Source organism: Marinobacter sp. MIT932201 (assembly GCF_047123295.1).
Lineage (GTDB): Bacteria > Pseudomonadota > Gammaproteobacteria > Pseudomonadales > Oleiphilaceae > Marinobacter > Marinobacter salsuginis.
Map to the genome: position 1 here is coordinate 884,050 of NZ_CP138917.1, position 16,435 is coordinate 900,484.

The following is a 16,435-nucleotide window of genomic DNA, read 5'->3' on the forward strand; positions in this document are numbered from 1 at the left end:
TCAGTCGTTTTTGGAGAGCACTTCAAGGGTGCGATTGTGGTTGGTGTAGATACAAATATCGGCGGCGATATCCAGACCTTTTTCAACAATCTCGTGTGCTGACAGGTCGGTGTTTTCCAGCAGGGCCCGGGCTGAGGCCTGGGCAAAGGGACCACCCGAACCGATGGCAATCAGTCCCTGCTCCGGCTCGATCACATCGCCGTTGCCGGTGATGATCAGTGAGGCGGTTTTGTCCGCAACGGCCAGCAGGGCCTCGAGCCTTCGCAACGCCCGGTCTGTTCGCCAGTCTTTCGCCAACTCCACAGCGGCTCGGGTCAAGTTGCCCTGGTGCTTCTCAAGCTGGGCTTCAAAGCGCTCAAAAAGGGTAAACGCATCGGCGGTGCCGCCCGCAAAACCGGCGATCACCTTGCCGTTGTATAGGCGGCGTACCTTCCGGGCATTGCCTTTCATTACGGTGTTGCCGAGGGAAACCTGGCCGTCGCCACCCATGGCAACTTCGTCATCGCGCCTGACGGAAAGAATGGTAGTCATTTGGGCTCCAATTGCCTGATTGAAATTGGTATCCCGTTGTTATGGTGGCTTGCGTGGCGAATTCAAGGTGTTCGTGCGCGGCCCGGAAAGATCAGCCTTCCTTGGGGATCTTCCGGACCAGTGGCTGGATATTCAGGGAGACCAGTTTGTCGATAGCGGAGTTCATCTGGCTTCGGGAGGTGAAGGGGCCAACATTGACGCGATACCAGACGGAGCCATTGTCCAGGTCAATCCTCTGGGTGCTTGCCCGCAAACCCTGGAAAGCGATCTGGGCCCGCTGTCGTTCCGCGTCTTCCTTGCTGCGGAAGGAGCCGGATTGAAGCAGATAATTGAAATCTGTTTGCGTTGGTCCGGGCGTGTATTCTTCGACTTTGGGCGGCACAACCTCGGATTCCGGCAGCATTTCGTAGAAGCGGAACCCGGGTTTATCTTCTGCTTTCGCGGTCTCTGCAGGCGTTTTCGCCGGTTTCTGGGCCGGCTTTTCGGTGACTGCCGGCTGCTGGGAATGCGGGCTCGTTGGCAAAGAGTTCAGGTAGACGATAAACCCGATAAAGCCGCCCACGGCTGCGAGGGACAGTATCCACTTGAGTGACAGGCCGCCGTGCTGGGAGCGGGCACTGGCCGCTGGCTTTGGCCGGGCGGCCTTCGGCTTTGCCTGTCTCGCGGGCTTTTTGCGCGAAGTGGCCGAGGCCTTGGAAGGTCTGTCCTTGCGGGCGTAATCTCGGGACATTCGTTTTACATCTCTTCCGGTGCGCTGACGCCCAGCAGGTCCAGACCGTTGGCGATGACCTGCCGGATGGCAAGGTAGAGGCTGACCCTGGCATCACGAACGGCGGTATCTTCAATCAATACCTTGTGGGCGTTGTAATACGTGTGGAACTGGCCTGCCAGATCTCGCAGGTAGTGCGTGAGGTGGTGTGGCTCACGTTGGGCGGCGGAGTTGGCAATGAGCTCCGGATACTTGGCAAGCTGATTGGCCAGGTCCTTCTCCTCATCAAGCGTCAACAGTGAGAGATCGCCGAGGCATTCGTTTCGGTCACGCTCCACGCCTTCCTCTGCCAGTTTTCGAAGCACGCTGCAGATTCGGGCGTGGGCATACTGGACGTAATAGACCGGGTTTTCATTGGTCTGGGAGCGAGCCAGATCGATATCGAAGGTCAACTGGGAATCCACCCGACGCGCGGCCAGGAAGAACCGGGTTGCATCGCGGCCAACTTCATCAATCAGGTCCCGAACGGTCACGTAACTGCCAGCGCGTTTGGAGATTTTTACCTCCTGGCCTGAGCGGGTCACCATGACCATTTGGTGCAGTACGTAGTCCGGCCAGCCTTCCGGAATGCCGGCATTCAGCGCCTGCAAGCCGGCGCGAACGCGGGTAACGGTAGAGTGGTGATCGGCACCTTGTTCGTTGATAACGGTGGTAAAACCCCGTTGCCACTTGTCCAGGTGATAGGCAACATCCGGCAGGAAGTAGGTGTAGCCACCGTCCTTCTTGCGCATGACCCGGTCTTTGTCATCGCCAAACTCGGTGGTTTTCAGCCACATGGCGCCATCCTGCTCATAGGTGTAGCCATTTTCCTGCAGCCGCTTGACCGTGGCTTCAACCTTGCCGTCCTCATACAGGGAGGATTCCAGGAAATAGACGTCGAACTGAACACCAAAGGCTTTCAGATCCAGGTCCTGCTCCCGGCGCAGGTAGGCGACAGCGAATTCGCGGATGGCATCGCGGTCTTCCGGGTCCGCCTTGGCGGTCACTTCCCGGTCGTCCGCGGTAACGGTGTCGGCCGCAAGGTAGGCATTGGCAACATCGACGATGTAATCGCCCCGGTAGCCATCGGCCGGCCAGCTCTCGTCGTCCGGCGTCAGACCTTTCACACGAGCCTGGACGGAGAGCGCCAGGTTATCAATCTGGGCGCCGGCGTCGTTGTAATAGAACTCCCGGGTGACATCGTACCCGTTGGCTTCCAGCAGTCGGCACAGGCAGTCACCGATCGCCGCGCCACGGCCGTGACCAACATGAAGGGGGCCTGTGGGGTTGGCCGAAACAAACTCCACCTGAACCTTCTCACCCTGACCCTGATTGTTGCGGCCGAAACGGTCGCCTTCATCCAATATGGTGTTGACCACTTCAAAAGCACTGGCAGTGCTCATAAAGAAGTTGATGAAACCGGGCCCGGCAATTTCCACTTTTTCCACCGCATTGCTCTCGGGCAGTTTCCCGATGAGCGCCTCCGCCAGCTTTCGAGGCGGGCAGCCGGCGGCCTTAGAGGCAACCAGAGCAATATTGCAGGCATAGTCGCCATGGGACTTGTCCTTGGTATTGCCCACCTGTGGAGTGAAGGATTGGTCCGCAGGCAGGGTGCCATCGGCTTGGAGTGCTGCCAGTGCGGACTGGAGCAGATCGGAAACGGTCTCTTTCATGCTGTCAGATGACTCGGTTTACAGAAGAATTGGGTTCGGGGCAGGAGGCCCTTTGAAAACAGAAGGCGGCTATTATCGCGGAAAGTTTGGCTGCAAGCAAAAAGCCCGGCGGGTGCCGGGCTTGGTTGGATTTAGAACAAGGGAGTAAATGCTTCTACGACGTCTCCGCCGGGAGGCGTAACCACCACATTGAGCCTCGGCGGCTCAGCTGGATCGTTATTTGCCTCTGCAATAATGCAGGTCCGGAATTCGGAATCGAATACCAGAGCTGATCCCGTTCCGATGGTTTTGGATGCCTGGCTTTCGTTGATAATGGTGCCCTCTGTCGCGCTGAAGTCGATGGTTGTTCCAGAGGGCGGGACAACTTGCGAAGTCGAAGATCCGTCCCTGACTTCTACGAACGTTGTTGCGCAATACTCGTTGCCGCCAGTGTTAGAGATTGACACATTTACTCCGTCAGAACTGGATTGGACGATGGTTGCCAATTGTTCAACAGTTGCCTGTTCATAAGTGCAATTGCTGGTTGGTAGGTAACAATCAGTGCCGGAGACGACTTTTTCACCCTGTGTGTAAGCATAAATTTTTGGGCGCGCCTCCCTGGTGGCAAGGCTGCTCCAGGTTACGTTGCATTTGCCGGCATCATCAAGCACGCAATCGGGTGTGATCGAGCCATTGGAGGTGGTGAAGTTGACTATAGTGTTACCCCTGATCGCGTCTCCATATCGGTCGGCAGCTGCAATGCTGACACCTACCGTGACTCCGTCAATATTCATGGCGTTTGGCAGGAAGTTGTCGATGCTCAAGGAGAAATTGGCGTCAGTCGGGATGTAAGAGTTTACTGCGATAGGAGCTGACGTGGTTGAGATAGATTCTCCAGAGGCGCTGGTAGTCGTTGCAACTACACGAATCACCGCATTGGTTGTGCCGGCTTCTACGCTGGCTACCACTTGGCCCGAATCGTCTGTTTCACCCGATGTTTGAGTGAGTGTTACATCCGAGTCCGCTGGGAAAAGAGAAAACTCGACGATTGAGCCAAGGACACCATTTTCGGACTCGTCTTCTAGTGTGAACGTAACCTTGGCAACGCTTTTCCTGCCCTCTATTGACTGTCCTTTCGGAGCAATGGAATTTGGTTGAGGCTGAGATGCAACTAAATCTACTGCCTCAGGGGGCGCGATGTTAAGAAGCACGTTGGCTTCAGCTCCATTACCGGCAACCGAGGCCGTTATCAGGTCTTGCGGAGCGCAACCCAGTGCGGTGTAGGTTGTCCGAGCGACGCCTGACGATACAGTCACTGGGTTTGCAGAAAGAGAGGCTCTCGAATTGTCCAGACAAGAGGAGCTAAAACTTATCTCTACATTTTCTCCGGTCACCAACCCGTTTGCGCTGTTTTGGTCAACGACAGACACCTCCAGGTAGGACTTTCCGCCGGAGCCAAGATTTTCGGTCGAAGCGGATATTTGGCCATCAATAAAGGAACTGCCTGAGCTAGTGCCGATCGCAATGGATCGGCTTGGCGTGTTGCTGTCATTAGTCGAGTCGCCACCTGTGTTGGTGTTGCCTGTTGGGCTCGAGCTGTCACCTGTTCCGACGTTTACGATTGGTGCGGATGCGTCATCGCCGCCACAGGCGGCAAGTGTTAAAACCATCGACAAAGTCGATACCCGTGCAAGGAATTTCCCTGACATTTCCAATCTCCATGTTTTCCATTTTGGTGTAGAAGCTATCCATAAAGCGGATTCCCTGCACGAGAACCGCATATATGATTTCTGCAATTAAAAATCATTTAATAGATCGAATGGATCTTAGCACAGGGCATACAAATGCAAATTGAGAGAGCCCGGATTTGTGTAAAAAACTGTGAAATGATGGAGGGTTACGTCGCAAATTAGCCGGTTTCCTGAGGATCAACATCAATCATCCATTTTGTGCCGGCAGGTAGCTTTCTCTGGTCCAGCTCCTGGCAGATTCCGGTTAACAATTGATTCAGTTTTTTCCTGTTTCGGGCGTTGAGGACAAGCTGGGCCCGGTGCTTGTCGGCACGCCGGGCAATCATGGCGGGCAGTGGTCCCCAGGTTTCGATGCCTGCAGCGTTGGTGAGAGGTTTTATCGTGTCCAGTACCTGAAGGCTCTTCTCCATGGTATCGGCTTCTGCCCTGAAGATAGCCATAGCCCGGAACGGCGGAAACTGACCTTCTTCCCGCTCTTTCAGGAGTTGGTCGGCGATATCGAGATACCGGCCTTCGCAAAGCGTCCGCAGTAAGGGGTGGTCGCTGTGGCAGGTTTGTACCAGGACTTTGCCGGGCTTTGTGCCGCGGCCGGCGCGGCCGCTGACTTGCAAAAGGGTCTGGATAAGCTGTTCGGGTGCGCGAAAATCCACGCTGAAAAGTCCGCCGTCGGCGTTGACCACGACCACGAGTGTGACGTTCGGGAAGTCGTGTCCTTTGGCCAGCATCTGGGTACCGACGAGCACGCAGGGTTTACCGCTGTTCACCTGCTTCAGAATGCCCTGAATGCTGCCTTTGCGCTGAGTGCTGTCGCGATCCACCCGTACCACAGGAGTGTCCGGGAAAGCGCTGGCGAGTATGTCTTCGGTCCTTTCTGTGCCCTGGCCGACAGGTTTGAAGGCATCGCTGTGGCATTTTGGGCAGTGTTCTGTGGCAGCCGTTTGGTAGTCGCAGTGGTGGCACCGCATGGCCCGGTCCCGGCGGTGGTAGGTCAAGCGGGTATCGCACCGGGGGCACTCGACCATGTGGCCGCAGTCGAAGCACATCATCACCGGGGCAAAGCCCCGTCGATTGACAAAGACCAGCGCCTGCTCGCCTTTTGTAAGGGTCTGCTCTATGGCGGTCAGGGCGGGCCGGGACAGGCCGCCCTCCAGGGGGCGGCTGCGAATGTCCAGCAGACTGATGTCGGGTGGAGCTGCATTGCCGGCCCGTTCCTCAAGCCTCACCAGATGATATTTCTTCTGCTCCGCGTTATGTACGGATTCCAGTGACGGAGTCGCCGATCCGAGGATGATCGGGCAGTTGTTCAAGTGCGCCCGATAAACCGCCAGGTCGCGGCCCGAATACCGGAAACCTTCGCCCTGCTTGTAGGAACTGTCGTGTTCCTCATCGACAATGATGGTGCGAAGGCTGGTGAAGGGGAGTAACACAGCTGATCGGGTGCCCACCAGGATGACCGGCTCACCGTTGCGGACTTTTAGCCAGGTAGACAGGCGCTCTCCGTCGTTCAGGGCTGAGTGCCAGACAACGATTCTCTCGCCGAAATAGTGCTGGAAGCGGGCAACGGTCTGCGGCGTGAGATTGATCTCTGGAACCAGCACAAGGGCCTGATCCTTGGCCCCGAGATGTTGTTTCAGATAGTGCAGGTAGATCTCGGTTTTTCCGCTGCCGGTGATGCCGTATAAGAGTGAAACGCCAAACCTTTCACCGGGAACAGCCAGCTCTTCTGCGGCTGAAGCCTGGGCCGCGGACAGTTCGGGTCTTCGAGCATCAAGCTCAGAATCTTCTGCAAGTGAATTCGGCTGGGGCGGCAAAATCGGCTCAATCAGCTGCTTCTCGCGTAGTGCATTGAGCTGCGCCCGGGCGAAACCGGCCTGCAGGATATCCTTTGTCGGGGCACCCCTCGGCTGTTGGCGTAGCCAATCGAAAAGCGCCTTCTGTTTATAGGCTTTCGCAGGCAAGGTCGCAGTGTTGTCACGTGTATACCACCACTGCTCCGTTTTCTCTTCGGCGATTCGCCCCCGCCTGAGGGCGGGGGGCAGGGCGGTGAACAGGCATTCGCCCAAGGGGTGCTGATAATAGCCGCTCGCCCAGCTGAGAAGTTTGAACGTTTCTTGCGGTAATGCCGGCCACTCCTCCATAGCCGAGGATAGCGGCTTGAGCTTTATGCCAGGGGGCGGCTCAACGCCCCACCTCTACAACCAGACCCGTTGTCTGCTGTCGCCCAAAGGGGATTCGCACTCTCTGGCCCGGCGTCAACTCAAGGTCTTCTGGAATAATGTAATCAAAGAGTCGACGCAGAGGACGATTCAGGGCGATGCGTGCAATCAATGGCACTGAGTGCTCCACTGGATGAGAGGTGTCACGGTTTTTTTCCTTATCCTGTTTTCAGTCGGCGCTCAGCCGCGAAATCCGGAATGGGCGGGTCCGGAAGTCAGGGTGGTGCTTGCCTGCGACACTAATTGCAAGTAAGATTCGCGGTCTGTTTTCCGGCTGGGCATGATTGTGCCCCGTCTTCTCAATTGATTCAAACGTGCGGTGCCTGGCGCCTGGGTAATCAAGATGCCCCGCGATCAGGTAGCGGCATGACCTAACGAGGTTCACCATGAAAGAAGGTATCCACCCCAAGTACGAAGAGATTACCGCCACCTGTTTCCTGCGGTAACACGTTCAAGACTCGCTCTACCTACACCCATGATCTGCAGCTGGACGTATGTTTCCCAGTGCCACCCGTTCTATACTGGCAAGCAGAAAGTTATGGATACCGGTGGTCGTATCGACCGTTTCCAGAAGCGTTTCGGTGGCCGCATCGGCGGCAAAAAAGACTGATCGCACTGGATGTAAGAGAAAGCGCCTTCGGGCGCTTTTTTTTGGTGCGCCCGGCATGGGCGCACTCCTGGAGGTGCAAGTCCTCCCGTGAGCTGGCCACAGCGAACGAAGTGAAGCGCAACTGCGGAAGGGTGACCGACCGTGGGGAGGAAGCGTGGAGCGTAAACCGTGAGCCGATGAACAAGAATCGGATATGAGGCACTGCCAAGCAGGGCGAGCGGGCCAAAAGCCGCGAAGCTCTTGTGGCCAAGGCGAAGTGGTGTAAATCCGGCGGTTGTGCGGCGAAGGAGTGTGTTCTTACCCGGGGAGATCTCGCCTCATGCCTGAAAGGGCGACGTGGCAACACGGAGCGAGAAGTCAGCAGAGGCCATAGTAACCGCTAACACAGGGCGAAGGGCCGAACGAGAAGGAGCGTCAAACGCCTTGTCGATGAGCACTGTACGGCATCAGATGCCCGCGCCAGCGGGGCGGATCGCGCAACGGACAGGTGAAGCCTTGCCGAAGGCGATGAGCGATGAAGCAGGACTCCCGCGACAAGAACCGGAAGGCGCAGGGCGAAGCCTGCTTGAGCAGGCGTTCGCACGAGAGAATATGCAGCGGGCATGGAAGCGCGTGAAGGCCAACAAGGGAGCGGCAGGTGTGGACGGGTTGGACATTGCCCAAACCGCGGAACACCTGCGATGGGCGTGGCCTGAGCTTCGCCAGCACCTGCTGAGCGGCGCCTACCAACCACAGCCCGTCCGTCGGGTAGGCATCCCGAAGCCGGACGGCAGTGAGCGGGAACTGGGCATCCCCACCGTCACTGATCGTCTGATTCAACAGGCACTGTTGCAAGTGCTGCAACCTCTGATTGATCCCACCTTCAGCGAGCACAGCTACGGCTTCCGCCCGGGCCGTCGGGCCCACGACGCCGTGTTGGCTGCGCAGCGTTACGCCCAACAGGGCCGCCATATCGTGGTGGACGTCGACCTGTCGAAGTTCTTCGACCGGGTCAACCACGACATCCTGATCGACCGCCTGAAGAAACGCATAAACGACCCCGGCGTTATCCGGCTGGTTCGTGCGTACCTGAACGCGGGCATCATGGACGGTGGTGTGGTCATGGATCGGCACGAGGGCACGCCGCAAGGCGGGCCATTGTCGCCGTTGTTGGCCAACGTTCTGCTGGACGAGGTGGATAAAGTGCTGGAACGCCGGGGGCACTGCTTCGCCCGTTACGCCGATGACTGCAACGTCTACGTTCGCAGCCACAAGGCGGGAGAACGGGTCATGCAGTTACTCCGCCGCTGTTATGGAAAGTTGCGTCTGGTGATTAACGAAGCCAAGAGCGCGGTGACCAGCGTGTTCGGGCGCAAGTTCCTCGGCTATGCCCTGTGGCAAGGGAGGAACGCTGAGGTTCGACGCGCGGTATCCACCAGGGCGTTACAGGCGTTCAAGCTCCGGATCCGGCAACTGACCCGGGGATCAGGGGGTCGCAGTATTGAACAGGTGGTAGAGCAACTCCGCCGATACCTGCTCGGCTGGAAAGGGTACTTCAGGCTGGCGCAAACGCCACGCATCTGGCGATCACTGGATGAGTGGATACGTCGTCGTCTGAGAATGCTCCACCTCCGGCAGTGGCGGCGGGGTAAGACGATCTACCGGGAGCTGGTCCGGTTGGGTGCCAGTTCCTGGGTGGCTGAATCTGTGGCGGCTCTGAGTCGCCGCTGGTGGCACAACAGTCGCTCTGCCATCCACAATGTCCTGACGATTGCCTACTTCGACCGGTTGGGAGTGCCGAGACTCTCGTGAACCCTCAACGTCTCGAACCGCCCGGTGCGGACCCGCATGCCGGGTGGTGTGGGAGGGGTGGAGCCTCATGGCTCCCCCCTATCCCGATTGCCCGAAGATCATACTGTATTGATTGCATACATACGCAATTAGCACTATTGACTGTTCACAAAATGTTCATGAGCCACTTGTCGTTTCGGGTCTGGCGGGCCATAATGGCGCGCTCCGCTGGATGGGGAGGTTCCCTGGCTCCGGCGGTTCATTACCTTTAAACGTGACAAACGGAACAGTGGCAATGTCTCAAGATCTGAAAGAAGCAGCCCTTGAATATCACGCCAAGCCGCGGCCTGGTAAGCTGAGTGTTGAAATCACCAAGCCAACCAAAACTTCCCGCGACCTTTCCCTGGCGTATAGCCCCGGGGTTGCCGAACCGGTCCGCGAGATCGCAAAGGACCCGGAGAACGCATACAAGTACACCGCCAAGGGCAACCTGGTGGCTGTTATCTCCGACGGTTCTGCGATTCTTGGTCTGGGTAACCTGGGTCCGCTGGCAAGCAAGCCGGTTATGGAAGGCAAGGGCGTACTGTTCAAGCGCTTTGCCGGAATTGATGTTTTCGATATTGAGGTCAATTCCGAAAGCCCGCAGGCGTTTATTGAAACAGTTGAGCGGATTGCAGACACCTTTGGTGGCATCAATCTGGAAGACATCAAGGCGCCTGAGTGTTTCGAGGTCGAGCGCGCGCTCATCGAGAAGTGCAACGTGCCGATCTTCCACGATGATCAACATGGTACTGCTATCGTAACTGCAGCCGGCATGATCAATGCCCTAGAGCTGCAGGGTAAAAAAATTGAAGAGGCGAAAGTGGTGTGCCTGGGTGCTGGTGCCGCCGCTATTGCCTGCATGAAGCTGCTGATCAGCTGCGGTATTCGCTCTGAGAACATCTTCATGCTCGACCGCAAGGGTGTGATCCACTCTGGTCGTGATGATCTGAATCAGTACAAGGCGATGTTCGCCAACGACACTGACAGGCGTACCCTTGATGATGCTATTGATGGTGCTGATGTATTCCTTGGCCTGTCTGGCCCGGATCTGCTGACTGCCGACCAGCTCAAGAAAATGGCTCCGAAGCCTATCGTGTTTGCCTGCTCCAACCCTGATCCGGAAATCAGTCCGGAAGTTGCCCTGGCAACCCGCGATGACCTGATCATGGCTACAGGCCGGTCCGATTATCCGAACCAGGTTAACAACGTATTGGGCTTCCCATTCATTTTCCGTGGCGCGTTGGACGTTCGTGCAACTGCCATCAATGAGGAGATGAAGGTGGCGGCTGTCAATGCGATTCGTGAGCTTGCAAAAGAGCCGGTGCCTCAGGAAATCTGTGAGGCCTATGGCGTGGATAGCTTTGAGTTCGGAAAAGAGTACATCATTCCCAAGCCGATGGATGTGCGCTTGCTTGAAGTGGTGCCCGCAGCCGTTGCTCGCGCTGCTGTAGATTCCGGGGTTGCCCGCAATGCCTACCCTGCGCACTACCCGCTCAAATCCATGGACGACATTATCTGATCTGTTCCTCTGGATAATAAAAAAACCGGCGGTGATCCCGCCGGTTTTTTTGTGCCGGTTTGCAAATCAGAAGATTCTGCGTGACAGATCGTCTTCCTCAGAACCTCCGTTCCGATCACCGTCGGTGTCTGACGTCAGCGGCGGTGGTGCGTCCGCTTCCCGGAAGACCTCAAAGACACCGTCCTCGCCAGGTCTGGCGCGCTGCCCAGTCTCGGGATTGATGCGGATATTTACGATCCCGTTCGGGCGGGGCATAAAGGAAGAGGGCGCCCCTTCGAGTGCAACTTCCATGTAGTCCAGCCAGATCGGTAGCGCAGTGCTGGCGCCGAATTCACGTCTGCCAAGCGGTGCCGGTTGGTCGAATCCAACCCAGGTTGTCGTGGCGATATCGTGATTGAAGCCGGCGAACCAGGTGTCCTTCTGCTCGTTGGTGGTGCCGGTTTTGCCGGCGATGTCGTCCCGGCCCAGGGCCAGCGCACGCCGGCCAGTACCGCGGCGAATTACATCCTGCATCATCGAGTGCAGAATGAAGACGGCGCGCTCGTCCGCCAGTCTGGGCATCACGCGAATCTCCGGCGGCTCTTCGTTGCCTTGCGATGCATTTGCCGGCGTAGCGGCGTCGCTTTCGTCCGTTTCCGGGATCGCTTGTTCTGCAACCTCATTGCAGTTTTCATCGCACAGGATGGTTTTCGGGGCCTGGTAGATGATCTCGCCGCTGAAGTCGCTGATCGTCTCGATCAGGTAAGGTTCGACGTCATAACCGCCGTTGGCAATTACAGCCATGCCTCTGGCCAGTTCCATTGGCGTCAACTGGCCGCTGCCGAGCGACAATGACAGGTTGTCGGGCATGTTTTCGGTAGGGATTTCCAGTTGTGCGAGGTAATTGAGCGTTTTTTCAATACCCAAGTCTCGCAGGAGTCTGATAGAAACCAGGTTTCGTGAGCGATAGAGCGCTTCGCGAAGCCGGGTCGGGCCATAAAACTGTCCGGAGGAGTTCTGCGGCCGCCATGCGGTCTCCAGTTCGGAGTCGTCGAACACGATGGGCGCATCGTTATAAATAGTGGCTGGCGTCATGCCGCTTTCAAGGGCGCTCAGGTAGAGAAACGGCTTGAAAGTCGAGCCCGGCTGTCTGCGCGCCTGAATGGCCCGGTTGTATTTGCTTTGACCGAAGCTGTAGCCCCCTGCCAGTGCCTGTATAGCACCGGTTTTGGCTTCCAGTGAAATCAGTGCGCCTTCTACCCTCGGGATCTGGGCAAGTGCCACGGTCGCAGCAGTCGGCTGCTCCGGATCGTCAACCTGCGGACTGCTCTCGTCGGCATCAGCTTCTGAGGAAGCCTGGACTGGCTCCTGAGCGCGCACATAGACCACGTCGCCAGGCGAAACAACATCCGAAGGTTTCTCGGGTTCTGGTCCGGTCAGATTTTCGGTTTTGTAGCGCCTCGCCCAAGTCATGGTTTCGAACGGCATAATGGCGGGGCCGACGACGCGTGCGTAAACACGTACTTTGCCCGATTCGTCGTCAACCTCCTCGACGATTGCCGGCAGCAAGGACTCGACCCTGGGGTAATTCAGGATGACGTCGGATAATTCGCTCGTAGCGAGAGTGTCCTCTTCGATCTGCCCGATTGGGCCGCGAAAACCGTGGCGTCGATCATAGGCTTCCAGGCCGTTCCTGAGCGCTTTGGTGGCAATCTGTTGCTTTTCGCCGTCAACCGTCAGAGTGACGGTATAGCCATCAGTGTAGGCGTCTTCGCCAAACCGCCGAACCATTTCAGATCGTGCCATCTCAGCAACATAGTCGGCGTCGACTTCCGTTTCCGTGCTGTTATAGCTGGCGGTGATGGGGGCCGAAACGGCAAGTCCATGGGCGTCCGGAGTGATGTACCCCAGGTCTCTCATGCGCCCGAGGATCCAGTTCCGGCGAATCATTGCACGGTCCGGGTTGGCCAGCGGGTTGAAGGCCGAGGGCGCCTTGGGTAGGCCGGCCAGCATAGCCATCTGGGCCAGCGACAGTTCGGATACTGGCTTGTTGTAATAAACCTGTGCAGCGGCAGCTATGCCATAGGCTCGATTGCCCAGATAGATCTTGTTCAGGTAAAGCTCGAGAATGCGGTTTTTGTCCAGTTCACGTTCAATCTGAAGAGCCAGAAGTATCTCGTTGAACTTCCGGATAAAGGTTCTGTCCCGTGACAAAAAGTAATTTTTTGCAACCTGCATTGTGATGGTGCTGCCCCCGGACTGGATCTCGCCGGTTGAGACCAGTTCGATGGCAGCCCGCGCCAGGCCTTTGATGTCGACCCCAAAGTGCTCATAAAAACGCGCGTCTTCAGCTGCCATAAAGGCTTGTAACTGAATTGTTGGGATCTGTTCGATTGTGATGGGTGCCCTTCTCTTTTCACCGAATTCTGCTATTAATCTGTTGTCTTTGCTATAGACCCGTAATGGAGTCTGAAGCTTGATGTCCAGAAGCTGATGTACCGGCGGAAGGCCAGGGCGAAGGTAAAGATAAAAGCCTGAGGTTACGATAACGGCGACACTCAGTCCGGTAAGAAACAACCAGGCAAAAAGGCGAGATGTGCGCAACAAATGAGACATTTTTTTCTGACAACTGTTGGATATAGGTCTATCATTTGAGAAATTGCTTTAGGAAGGAAGAGTCGCTTCACCGTCGCAATGGTTCTCAATTAAAGAAGAACAGGCATTGTAGACGGAATGGTGAAGAAATTCTCTTAAATAAAAAACACATAAGTTACGTAACCGGGTGCATCTAACCAGGTATAGGGTGAGCGCGTGTTTGGATTAGGAAAGAAATCCAGTGCAGTGCTGGGCGTGGATATAAGCTCCAGCTCGGTCAAACTTCTGGAGCTGTCGAAGCAGGGCGACCGTTATAAGGTCGAGAGCTACGCGGTTGAGCCATTGCCGGCCAATGCCGTGGTGGAAAAGAACATTACCGACGTGGAAGCCGTGGGCGAAGTGATGAAGCGCGTGGCTTCCAAGTCCCGTTCCGGCGTAAAGCAGGTAGCAGTTGCGGTATCAGGTTCGGCGGTAATCACCAAGGTCATCCAGATGGATGGTGGCCTCAACGAATTCGAGATGGAAGATCAGATTGCCCTCGAGGCCGATCAGTATATTCCATACCCGCTGGATGAAGTGGCCATCGATTTTGAGGTTCAGGGACCTTCCGAAAGTAACCCCGACCAGGTAGATGTGCTTCTGGCAGCATGCCGAAAGGAAAATGTCGACATTCGGGAAGATGCACTCGAGATTGCTTCACTCACCACCAAGGTGGTTGATGTTGAGGCCTATGCCCTTGAGCGCGCCTACGCTTTGATCGAGCCGCAGCTGGACTCTCAGGGCGAAGAATTGGTGGTGGCGATTGTTGATATCGGCGCCACGATGACCACGCTGAGCGTTTTGGCCGGCGGCAAAACCGTTTACACCCGCGAACAGATTTTTGGTGGCAAGCAACTGACCGAGGAAATTCAGCGTCGCTATGGTCTGTCTCTGGAAGAAGCTGGACTTGCCAAAAAGCAGGGCGGACTGCCCGATGACTACGAATCCGAAGTGCTGACCCCGTTTCGCGAGGCCGTGGTGCAGCAAGTGGCCCGAGCGCTTCAGTTCTTCTTTGGTGCCAGTCAGTACAATGCAGTCGACTATGTGGTTTTGGCAGGTGGTACTGCCTCGATTCAGGGCCTGACGGAGATGGTCGAAGAAAAAACGGGAACACCGACTATGGTCGCGAATCCTTTTGCAGACATGGCGGTCGGGTCACGGGTCAACGCATCGGCACTCAGTAACGATGCGCCGTCTCTGATGATTGCCTGCGGCCTGGCAATGAGGAGCTTCGACTGATGGCAAAGATTAACCTTCGACCGTGGCGCGAGGAACTTCGTGCCGAGAAACAGAAGCAGTTTGTGGTTATGATTCTTGGCGCCGCCATTATCGCCGGTGGTTTGGTTTTCCTCTGGAAAACCGACATGGACAGCCGGATTGCGTACCAGCAATCCCGGAATGCCTATATCGAAACGGCCACGAAAAAGCTTGATCAGCAGATCAAGGAAATCGAGAACCTTAAACGCAAGCGTGATGAGCTTCTAGCCAGGATGCAGGTCATTCAGGATCTCCAGGGTAAGCGCCCCGTGATCGTGCGCGTGTTTGATGAGTTGGTGAGAACTTTGCCTGATGGTCTCTTCTATACGGACCTCAAGCGAACTGGTGAGCGCGTCGCCATCGTTGGGATGGCTGAGTCTAATAGTCGGGTTTCTACGCTGATGCGTCAGTTTGAAGAGTCCGAATGGTTTACCGATCCCAACCTCTCCAATGTGTCAGCTGCTGACAGTCGCCGGGCCGGTTATAGCCAGTTCAATCTGTCGGTTAAACAGAAAACGCCCGAGCCCGAAGGGGAGGATAAGTAATGAGCCTCGCGGACTCTCTCAAAAGTCTCAATGAATTTGATATCAACGACCTTGATGTCAACAACGCGGGTATATGGCCTGCGCCCATTAAATTCATCGTAATCCTGATTATCTTCGGGCTTATCGCTGGCGGTGGGTACTGGTTCTTTATCAAGGATCAGTACGCTCAGCTTGAGCGTGTCGAGCGCACTGAGCAGGATCTGCGCAAGACCTATGAAGAAAAGGCCTACCAGGTGGCTAATCTTGAGGTCTTCAAGGCCCAGATGGCTGAAATGGAAGAAACCTTTGGTGCTCTGGTAAGGCAGCTTCCGAGTGAGACCGAAGTGCCGGGCTTATTGGAAGACATTACGAATACGGCGCTGGGCAATGGCTTGGCGCTTCAGGAAGTGAAGCTGCAGTCGGAGCAGCGGCGGGACTTCTATTCCGAGCTCCCAATCAACATCCGGGTGTCTGGTTCCTACCACGAGCTGGCATCTTTCGTCAGCAGTGTGGCGAGCCTTCCTCGGATCGTGACACTGCACGACTTGACCATAAAACCAACTGGCGGAGACGGAGAACGGCTTGATATGCAGGTTGTAGCTCGTACTTACCGCTACCGGGCTGGAGAATGAGCATGACAGGAAAGCATGCGGTAAAAGCCTGGCTGGGTGTTTGTCTGGTGTCGCTCCTGACAGCCTGCTCCCAGGGCAGCGGATTTTCAGATCTTGATCAATTCATGGCCGAGACCAGGGCAAAACCGAGAGGGTATGTTGAACCCTTGCCGGAGTTCAAAGCTTACGAGGCATTCAGTTACTCCGCGGCAGACCGGCGGGCGCCATTCGAGCCGCCTATCGACGTACAGCTCACTATGGTTGACGAGCAGCCGATCAGTGATGTTGAGCCGGATCTGGATCGGCCTAAGGAAGTTCTCGAGAACTTTGATCTGAAAACGCTTGAAATGGTCGGTACGCTTCAGGGGGCATCGGGTAACCTTTTCGCCCTTATCGAAGACGATACCGGTGGAATTCACAGAGTCCGTACCGGAAATTACATGGGGCAGAACTACGGTCGCATTGTGGGCGTCAGTGAAACCCGTGTCGAGCTTATTGAAATCGTTCCCAATGGCCGGGGTGGCTGGGTTGAGCGTCCTCGCTCCCTGACCCTGGAAGAGGGCGCAGGCTAAGGAGCGGCTGGATGAAAGT

The 16,435-nt window shown here is 56.3% G+C and carries 11 protein-coding genes and 2 pseudogenes; 7 read left to right on the top strand and 6 right to left on the bottom strand.

Features of this window, described 5'->3' with window-relative positions; genetic code table 11:
• From hslV to SIC15_RS04055, 5 genes and pseudogenes are all read right to left on the bottom strand, one after another.
• A complete protein-coding gene (gene hslV / locus SIC15_RS04035; protein WP_048497819.1) occupies positions 1–531 on the bottom strand; it encodes an ATP-dependent protease subunit HslV in 531 nt (176 codons plus the stop codon).
• Positions 532–622: 91 nt separating this feature from the next.
• Entirely contained in the window at positions 623–1,261 is a 639-nt protein-coding gene (locus SIC15_RS04040; RefSeq protein ID WP_412537118.1) for an SPOR domain-containing protein, read from the bottom strand.
• Positions 1,262–1,266: 5 nt separating this feature from the next.
• Positions 1,267–2,952, bottom strand: coding sequence for an arginine--tRNA ligase (gene argS, locus SIC15_RS04045; RefSeq protein WP_412537119.1), 1,686 nt, complete (start codon positions 2,950–2,952; stop codon positions 1,267–1,269).
• A gap of 131 nt (positions 2,953–3,083) precedes the next feature.
• Positions 3,084–4,640, bottom strand: coding sequence for a hypothetical protein (locus SIC15_RS04050; protein ID WP_412537120.1), 1,557 nt, complete (start codon positions 4,638–4,640; stop codon positions 3,084–3,086).
• 200 nt (positions 4,641–4,840) lie between these two features.
• A pseudogene (locus tag SIC15_RS04055) lies at positions 4,841–7,028 on the bottom strand (primosomal protein N').
• A gap of 256 nt (positions 7,029–7,284) precedes the next feature.
• On the opposite strand from SIC15_RS04055, the pseudogene rpmE reads away from it, so the two are divergent.
• The 3 genes and pseudogenes from rpmE to SIC15_RS04070 all read left to right on the top strand — a co-directional run bounded on the left by rpmE (position 7,285) and on the right by SIC15_RS04070 (position 10,839).
• Positions 7,285–7,508: pseudogene (gene rpmE, locus SIC15_RS04060) on the top strand (50S ribosomal protein L31).
• Positions 7,509–7,931: 423 nt separating this feature from the next.
• A complete protein-coding gene (ltrA, locus tag SIC15_RS04065; RefSeq protein ID WP_053115127.1) occupies positions 7,932–9,299 on the top strand; it encodes a group II intron reverse transcriptase/maturase in 1,368 nt (455 codons plus the stop codon).
• A gap of 274 nt (positions 9,300–9,573) precedes the next feature.
• On the top strand, positions 9,574–10,839 hold the full coding sequence (locus SIC15_RS04070) for a malic enzyme-like NAD(P)-binding protein (RefSeq protein ID WP_069185147.1): 1,266 nt from the start codon (positions 9,574–9,576) through the stop codon (positions 10,837–10,839).
• A 66-nt stretch (positions 10,840–10,905) separates the two neighbouring features.
• Here SIC15_RS04070 and SIC15_RS04075 read toward each other — a convergent pair whose 3' ends face one another.
• Positions 10,906–13,434 (bottom strand): penicillin-binding protein 1A, encoded by a 2,529-nt coding sequence (locus SIC15_RS04075; RefSeq protein ID WP_412537121.1) that lies wholly within the window; start codon positions 13,432–13,434, stop codon positions 10,906–10,908.
• 195 nt (positions 13,435–13,629) lie between these two features.
• Between SIC15_RS04075 and SIC15_RS04080 the strand changes: the two genes are divergently transcribed.
• From SIC15_RS04080 to SIC15_RS04095, 4 genes are read left to right on the top strand one after another with little or no spacing between them, the layout of a single operon-like run.
• Positions 13,630–14,691, top strand: coding sequence for a pilus assembly protein PilM (locus SIC15_RS04080; RefSeq protein ID WP_008170799.1), 1,062 nt, complete (start codon positions 13,630–13,632; stop codon positions 14,689–14,691).
• On the top strand, positions 14,691–15,254 hold the full coding sequence (locus SIC15_RS04085; protein ID WP_412537122.1) for a PilN domain-containing protein: 564 nt from the start codon (positions 14,691–14,693) through the stop codon (positions 15,252–15,254). The genes SIC15_RS04080 and SIC15_RS04085 overlap by 1 nt, the downstream gene beginning before the upstream one ends.
• Positions 15,254–15,865 (top strand): type 4a pilus biogenesis protein PilO, encoded by a 612-nt coding sequence (locus SIC15_RS04090; RefSeq protein ID WP_412537123.1) that lies wholly within the window; start codon positions 15,254–15,256, stop codon positions 15,863–15,865. Before SIC15_RS04085 ends, SIC15_RS04090 begins: the two co-directional genes overlap by 1 nt.
• 2 nt (positions 15,866–15,867) lie before the next feature.
• On the top strand, positions 15,868–16,416 hold the full coding sequence (locus SIC15_RS04095; RefSeq protein WP_412537124.1) for a pilus assembly protein PilP: 549 nt from the start codon (positions 15,868–15,870) through the stop codon (positions 16,414–16,416).
• Positions 16,417–16,435 lie beyond the last annotated feature (19 nt).

Excerpts from the sequence above, each read along its gene's own strand:
- SIC15_RS04085 (WP_412537122.1), top strand. The coding sequence starts at position 14,691 with ATGGCAAAGATTAACCTTCGACCGTGGCGCGAGGAACTTCGTGCCGAG.
- SIC15_RS04070 (WP_069185147.1), top strand. The coding sequence starts at position 9,574 with ATGTCTCAAGATCTGAAAGAAGCAGCCCTTGAATATCACGCCAAGCCG.
- SIC15_RS04090 (WP_412537123.1), top strand. The coding sequence starts at position 15,254 with ATGAGCCTCGCGGACTCTCTCAAAAGTCTCAATGAATTTGATATCAAC.
- SIC15_RS04095 (WP_412537124.1), top strand. The coding sequence starts at position 15,868 with ATGACAGGAAAGCATGCGGTAAAAGCCTGGCTGGGTGTTTGTCTGGTG.
- hslV (WP_048497819.1), bottom strand. The coding sequence starts at position 531 with ATGACTACCATTCTTTCCGTCAGGCGCGATGACGAAGTTGCCATGGGT.
- SIC15_RS04075 (WP_412537121.1), bottom strand. The coding sequence starts at position 13,434 with ATGTCTCATTTGTTGCGCACATCTCGCCTTTTTGCCTGGTTGTTTCTT.
- argS (WP_412537119.1), bottom strand. The coding sequence starts at position 2,952 with ATGAAAGAGACCGTTTCCGATCTGCTCCAGTCCGCACTGGCAGCACTC.
- SIC15_RS04040 (WP_412537118.1), bottom strand. The coding sequence starts at position 1,261 with ATGTCCCGAGATTACGCCCGCAAGGACAGACCTTCCAAGGCCTCGGCC.
- SIC15_RS04050 (WP_412537120.1), bottom strand. The coding sequence starts at position 4,640 with ATGTCAGGGAAATTCCTTGCACGGGTATCGACTTTGTCGATGGTTTTA.